Genomic DNA, 6000 nt, shown 5'->3' on the forward strand with positions numbered 1-6000 from the left:
GTGGGAGTAAATTATTTAATTTTTGGAGGAATTATGACAAGTTTTATTGGGCTATTATTTATTTTAGGTTGTGTTGGTATTTGGTATTTCACCAAGAAATATAAGAATAACAAATATAGAAATTACTCAATTATTTTAACTATTATTTGCGTGATAATAATCGGAATAAATGGCGAAATACAACACCACGCTCAAGAAAGACAAGATGAATTAGCCATAAAAGTTTCTGAAGAAAATGACTATGGTGATAATGAAGCACAATTTAATACAAATTCAGCAGGCACAGCAATAATCAAAGGAAAAACTTTGCCAAATGCAAAAGTAACACTTACACCAGATGCAGAGGCAAAAGAAACTGGCTTTAAAAATCAAAAAACTACAGCTGATAAAAAAGGAACTTTTAAGTTCAGCGTAGATCTCACAAAAGAACAAGGATTAGAAGCTTTCACATTAGAAGCGGATTCCAAAGGATTAAATAAAGAAAGTTTAGATGTTTCAGTTTTCAATGATTCAAAGGCCTATAATGATGCACAAGCTGCGATAGAAAAACAAGAAGCTGAAAAAAAAGCTAAGGAAGATGCTAAGAAAAAAGCTGAGAAAGAAGCCGCAGATGCTGCCAAAGCTGAAGCTGAGAAAAAAGAAGCCGAAGCTAAAGCTGCTGAGGATGCTAAGAAAAAAGATATAACAGTATTAAGTAATGATCCTACTATTGAACAAAGAACTATACTGAACGATCTAGCACAGCAACAGTTCGAACAACAATATCCTTACAAAGGTAGCAAAATACATTCAATAATGGGGGTAATTCAAGATTGGACTCAAAAAGATGGCGGTTGGTATTATAAAGCTGAAGCCACTATAGCAAATGCTTTTAATGCTGAAAGAGATACCACTGTTGAAATTACAATAACTCCTGTAAGTTCTAATAGTGGGAACGTAACAATTATCGATTATTAAAAGATCAGCCTTCGGGCTTTTCTTTTTATTAATGGCGACTATCACTACCTGCCTTCAAGTGGGAGTAAATACTTGATTTACCCAGTGATATATTCAACAAGGAGGAATAAATGAGTACGTTTTTAATTTTAGTTGGGTTCTTTGGTTTTCTATTTGGAGTATGTTTTTTAGTATATTCTTTTTTCTCCAAGAAGAAACGTTCAAAGAAAAAGATTAGTATTGGAATTCTAGTAGCTTTTATAGTTATGGTAATCGGAGGGGCTCTTGCTCCACCAACAACTGGACAAGCAGATGTACACAAAGACGCTAAATCTTCATCTTCTAGTGTATCTGTCTCTTCTGAAAGCCGAGAAAAAGATGAAAAAAAGGCTAAAGAATTAGCTAAAAAGAAAAAGGCCGAAGAACAAAAAGCTAAAGAAGAGGCTGAAAAAAAGCACCAAGAAGAACAAAAAGCTAAAGAAGCTGAGAAAAAACGCCAAGAAGAACAAAAAGCTAAAGAAGCTGAGAAAAAACGCCAAGAAGAACAAAAAGCTAAAGAAGCTGAGAAAAAACGCCAAGAAGAAATTAATCAAAAAACTTCAACAGCTAAAACCATTCTGGAACAAGCTGAAGCTAATCCAACTAGAGATAACTACAATGCAGCATTATCAGCTATTCAATCTATACCTGGTGGAAACCAAGAATTATTAAATCGCTTAGTCAATGTTGATTCAACTATAAAATCTAATGAGGCAGCTGAAGCAGAACGACAAAAGCAACAAGCTGCTGAAGCTCAGCGTCAGGCTCAAGAACAGCAAGCTGCTGAAGCTCAACGTCAAGCTGAACAACAAAATAATTCATACACTGTTGATGGCCAGTGGTCTATCGCTGCAAATGGTATGGTTTTCGCTCGTTCAGATAGTGGAAAGTACTATTCTCGTGTTACAAATCCAAATAATTATCAATACATGACTCAAATAGATGCTGATAATGCTGGGTATAGTCGTGCCCCTCGAGGGAATCAATACGCTCGTCCCTAATTAGTTGCATTGTAATAGTTTAAGATCAGCCTTCGGGCTTTTCTTTTTAAACACAAAAGAACATAAGTTCGTATTCGATATTTATGTATACGAGATTACACTTGATTTAATTTCAAATAAGGCGGTATGTATATATAAATTCTTACTAATTAGAACAAACTACGAAAGGATTGATTTTTAATGATGACACCATACGAATTGCGCGATAGATTAAGACAAGATGTTCCAGAGGTGCAGATTTACCCTATGCTAACAAATGATTACTATAGTGAAGAAGAATATCAAGAAGTCTTACTTAAACAATTGAAAATGAAAGAAGATATTGAAACTGGCAACGTAGTAACTATGCCCCTATTCTCTCCACAAGAAAAAGAATTAAAAATGGATAAGTTTTATGAAAAAGGATGGTATAAACCAGAAGTGTATTCATTGCCAAAATCCATGTTTAGGAGTGAAGAATAATGGCAACTATCAAATCGTACACAACTAAGTCTGGCGTGGAAAAATGGGAGTATTTTGTTTATGCTGGGACACATAAAGGGAAAGGATATTCTAAAAAAATTCACAAAAAAAATTTTGCCACTGAAAAAGAAGCCAGAAAAGCAGCTAAAATTCTTGAAGGAGAACTAGCTGCTGGCACCCACAAAACTAACAATCCTAAACAATTATCTTTAAGTGACTACTTAGAGATTTGGATAACTCAATACAAAACTAATGTTAAAGAAGGCACTAGAATTGTTCATAGAGAAAATATTGAAACCTACATCAATCCTTATATAGGTAACTATAAACTTGAAAATTATGACCGTTCTGCACACCAAGCGTTCATCAACGAACTACTCACAAAAAAAGGTCTTGGACGATCAAAGCAAGGGTTATCTTATAACACTGTAAAAGTAGTAAATGCTACTCTCTCCAACGCTTTTAAAAAAGCAATACAATTAGGTTATATAAATGAAAATCCGACTTTATACACTGAGTTCCCTAAAAAAGCTCAAGAGAAAGTACCTAACTTCTATTCTCTTGAACAAGTAGATAAGTTTCTAGAGTATGCTACGAAGGAAAGAGATCCTCTTTGGTATCCGTTTTTTCTAGCGATTTATGATTGCGGTCTGCGAAAAGCTGAGGTTATGGCCCTGAAATGGTCAGACATTGACCTACGTAACAAGTATATCGATGTGAACAAGCAAAGGATATATAGAGCTGAAAGTAAACTAAATTCTGGTCAAATAGCTATTGATAATCCGAAAACATTAAATAGTACTCGTAAAATGATCATGACTGATCGAGCACAACAAGGTTTTATTGATTTTTATAACTATTTTTATAACACTTCTTCTGCTCTTCCTTTTACTAAAAAAATAGATGATTTTATATTTATTTTTACTACTGGAAAATCTAAAGGGAATATTATTCGTAGTCGTAGCACAAACGGAGCAAGTGATAGAATCGCTAGAAAAGCAGGCTTACCCAAAATCAAAGTTCACGATGGTAGACATACTTATGCAGTAACTCTTCGAAAGGCTGGCGTTCCACTTGAGGATATAAAAGAGTTGTTGGGGCACAAAGATATTTCCACTACTCAAATTTATGCTCAAGTTTCAACGGAGGTCATTGAACGAGCATCAAATAAGTTCAATGATTACATCAATAATCAGGAACGAAAAGTTTCTGGCCAAATCATTTCGTTACCAAAAAAGGATGGCTAAAAAGAGCCATCCTTTCGTTTTGGGTACCTGAATGGGTACCATTTTTCATCTTAAAGCCAACATGTTTTGGATACACCTTTTTAATAAACGCTTAAGAACCCTTATTTTACAGGCGTTCGTTCAATTCTTTAGCAAGGTCTTCAAATCCTGGTTTGCCTAGAAGTGCGAACATGTTTTTCTTGTGAGAACCACCCTTTTCATTTGTTCTAAAGGTATATAAATGTTGATACATCAATGTTTATCCTTATTTTTCTGTTTACATAAGTTTCGTTATTTTTGGCAAATGGGTACTAGTTTGGGTACCGGTAGCTATCCTATTTTTATCCTTTACAAAAAGAACGTTAGTTCGTATACTTTCGTTGAGGTGAAAAACATGACAATCGAGCTAGAGGAACATCTGCTTTGGTTTAAATACGATCCATCAGAAAAATTTGTCAAAGATTTATATAAAGTTTGGGATACTGAAGTAGTCTTTTTAGCAATCGAAGATAGTTTATTAATCAATCTCTACTATTCCAATAAAAACTACTTTAAAATCCCTGCTGCGAAAACTAGAATGAAGAAAGATGTGTATTTTTTGTTTGATATCGTGACTGACGTGCCGGACGCACGTAGCGATCATCGGCGTTATGACTATATAAAGTATACTTTCGTTGATCCAGAAAGGTACAAAGATTAAAGTAGGCTACCTAAAAAGGTAGCCCGGAACGGATTTTATCACCATACTTATAAAAGGGATATTTTTTAAGTTAGTATTAAGATTGTGTAATATGATGATATCTATATTTTATAGTATCAGTGCTATAAAATCAAAAATAAGTCACTAATTAACTACCACTCCAATTATAAGCCTTTTTTCTCACTTTTTTTTCAAAAATATGGTATGCTTTTTAATGGCTTCAAATATAAAAGAGTTTAAAGCGGTAACACACTTATGGGGGAGTGGTTTTTGGGGAACGCTTTAAACTCTTCTTTATTATTATCTCACAATTTAACCCAAATGTCTTTCCATTTAAAAATCAAAGTAAAACTTTTCAAATATACAGAAGTATAACTATGTGAAACATCCTTTCATTAATCCATAAAAGGATACATAAAAAAGCCACTCATTTGAGTGGCAATGGAGAAAAGCTTTAGCTTGTATAATACTCTTCAAAAAAATTCTAACACAGAACGATTCAATTGGCTACATTAATGTACCCTGTAGGACTCGAGCCTACGACCGGACGGTTATGAGCCGTCTGCTCTAACCAACTGAGCTAAAGGTACGAGAAACCATCACAACTCCTGCAAACAAAAAGAATGGACATAGATTAGATAATAATGGGTTTCATTCTTTGTTGTGATGGCATATTTATTATTACACAACTTTAAATGAAAAAACAGAGTATATTTAATATTCATTTGCTTAGCTTTGTAGTAAAAAATTATTGACGCTTTTTTTTACGTAGTATAGAATGACATTGTAAGCAAAAAAAAAGACCATGCTGTCAACATGGCCTACAAGCACTTGCACGGATATCCAATCTGTTCAATCCCTAGCTTAGTCTTGAATTCTAGTGTCTAGAATCTATAACCTTGCCATTGATTTCCGAGATCAATGGTTTTTTTATTGTTTAGATTCTCAATTTTCTATCTGTGAGCGGATGGATTAAGGAAGACTCACATCAGAAATACTTATTTTTTAGTATGGCGTTTATCATATGATTTCCAAAAGTGTTCCGGAGCATTAAGCAATGTGTGCCACATAAATGCGGTAAACACAAGGAAACTTAGAAATACACACAACCACGGCGGCAATTTTAATAAGTAACTTGCGATACCACTAAAAGTAATCGTAGTTCCTTTTTTTAAAAATGCACTAATATCCAATTGAGATATTTATCCTTTCTAGGGATAAATAGACATTTACAATAAAAAACAATCGTTCATGGCATCATCCCCTTTCTAAGACTAGCAAAGGGATTTAACCAAACGTATATCTACTTGCAATAAATAGTATAGAATATTTAGACTGAAATAACAATAAGTCAGACACTACTTTATATGTAAAAAGTCTCGCCCAAGATCAATGAGCGAGATTTTTTTGTATTTATCGTTGTGGAATATTTAAATACCAACGCTTATCATGGAAATCTTGCGCTCCGCCTTGCGTGTTACCTTTCGGATCGTTCGTTGCACGCATCATGCATATATTTTTCTAATAGGCTAATTACGAATTTATTTTGTTATGATAAAATAAAATTTGTGAATTGGAAGGTGAAAGAATGTCAGAGGAACAACATAAATTAATAAAAACAGTAAATAATTTTTTA

Annotated in this window: 6 protein-coding genes, 1 tRNA gene and 1 pseudogene; 5 read left to right on the top strand and 3 right to left on the bottom strand. The window is 33.8% G+C overall.

Annotation, left to right across the window (positions count from 1 at the left end; translation table 11 throughout):
• The first annotated feature begins 33 nt into the window (after nucleotides 1-33).
• The 4 genes from MKX69_RS14025 (at nucleotide 34) to MKX69_RS14040 (ending at nucleotide 3685) form a co-directional block, all read left to right on the top strand.
• Nucleotides 34-957: a hypothetical protein gene (locus MKX69_RS14025; protein ID WP_200770973.1), complete on the top strand. Its 924-nt coding sequence runs from the start codon at nucleotides 34-36 to the stop codon at nucleotides 955-957.
• Between the two features lie 110 nt (nucleotides 958-1067).
• Complete coding sequence (locus MKX69_RS14030) at nucleotides 1068-1976, top strand: hypothetical protein (protein WP_016252646.1); 909 nt, start codon at nucleotides 1068-1070, stop codon at nucleotides 1974-1976.
• A gap of 180 nt (nucleotides 1977-2156) precedes the next feature.
• Nucleotides 2157-2438, top strand: coding sequence for a hypothetical protein (locus MKX69_RS14035; protein WP_104885603.1), 282 nt, complete (start codon nucleotides 2157-2159; stop codon nucleotides 2436-2438).
• Entirely contained in the window at nucleotides 2438-3685 is a 1248-nt protein-coding gene (locus MKX69_RS14040) for a tyrosine-type recombinase/integrase (protein ID WP_104885604.1), read from the top strand. Before MKX69_RS14035 ends, MKX69_RS14040 begins: the two co-directional genes overlap by 1 nt.
• Before the next feature lie 106 nt (nucleotides 3686-3791).
• On the opposite strand, the gene MKX69_RS14045 is transcribed toward MKX69_RS14040, so the two are convergent.
• Nucleotides 3792-3917, bottom strand: a complete 126-nt coding sequence (locus tag MKX69_RS14045) for a hypothetical protein (RefSeq protein ID WP_258152653.1) — start codon at nucleotides 3915-3917, stop codon at nucleotides 3792-3794.
• 141 nt (nucleotides 3918-4058) lie between these two features.
• On the opposite strand from MKX69_RS14045, the gene MKX69_RS14050 reads away from it, so the two are divergent.
• Nucleotides 4059-4364 carry a DUF5960 family protein gene (locus MKX69_RS14050; protein ID WP_341010602.1) on the top strand — a complete coding sequence of 102 codons (306 nt, stop codon included), beginning with the start codon at nucleotides 4059-4061 and terminating at the stop codon, nucleotides 4362-4364.
• Nucleotides 4365-4880: 516 nt separating this feature from the next.
• Here MKX69_RS14050 and MKX69_RS14055 read toward each other — a convergent pair.
• Both MKX69_RS14055 and MKX69_RS14060 read right to left on the bottom strand, forming a co-directional pair.
• Nucleotides 4881-4954, bottom strand: a tRNA-Ile gene (locus tag MKX69_RS14055).
• Nucleotides 4955-5777: 823 nt separating this feature from the next.
• Nucleotides 5778-5873: pseudogene (locus MKX69_RS14060) on the bottom strand (N-acetylmuramoyl-L-alanine amidase); the annotation flags it as partial.
• Between the last annotated feature and the right edge of the window lie 127 nt (nucleotides 5874-6000).

Origin of the sequence: Enterococcus sp. FSL R5-0957 (genome assembly GCF_038008005.1) — a bacterium.
GTDB lineage: Bacteria > Bacillota > Bacilli > Lactobacillales > Enterococcaceae > Enterococcus_B > Enterococcus_B faecium.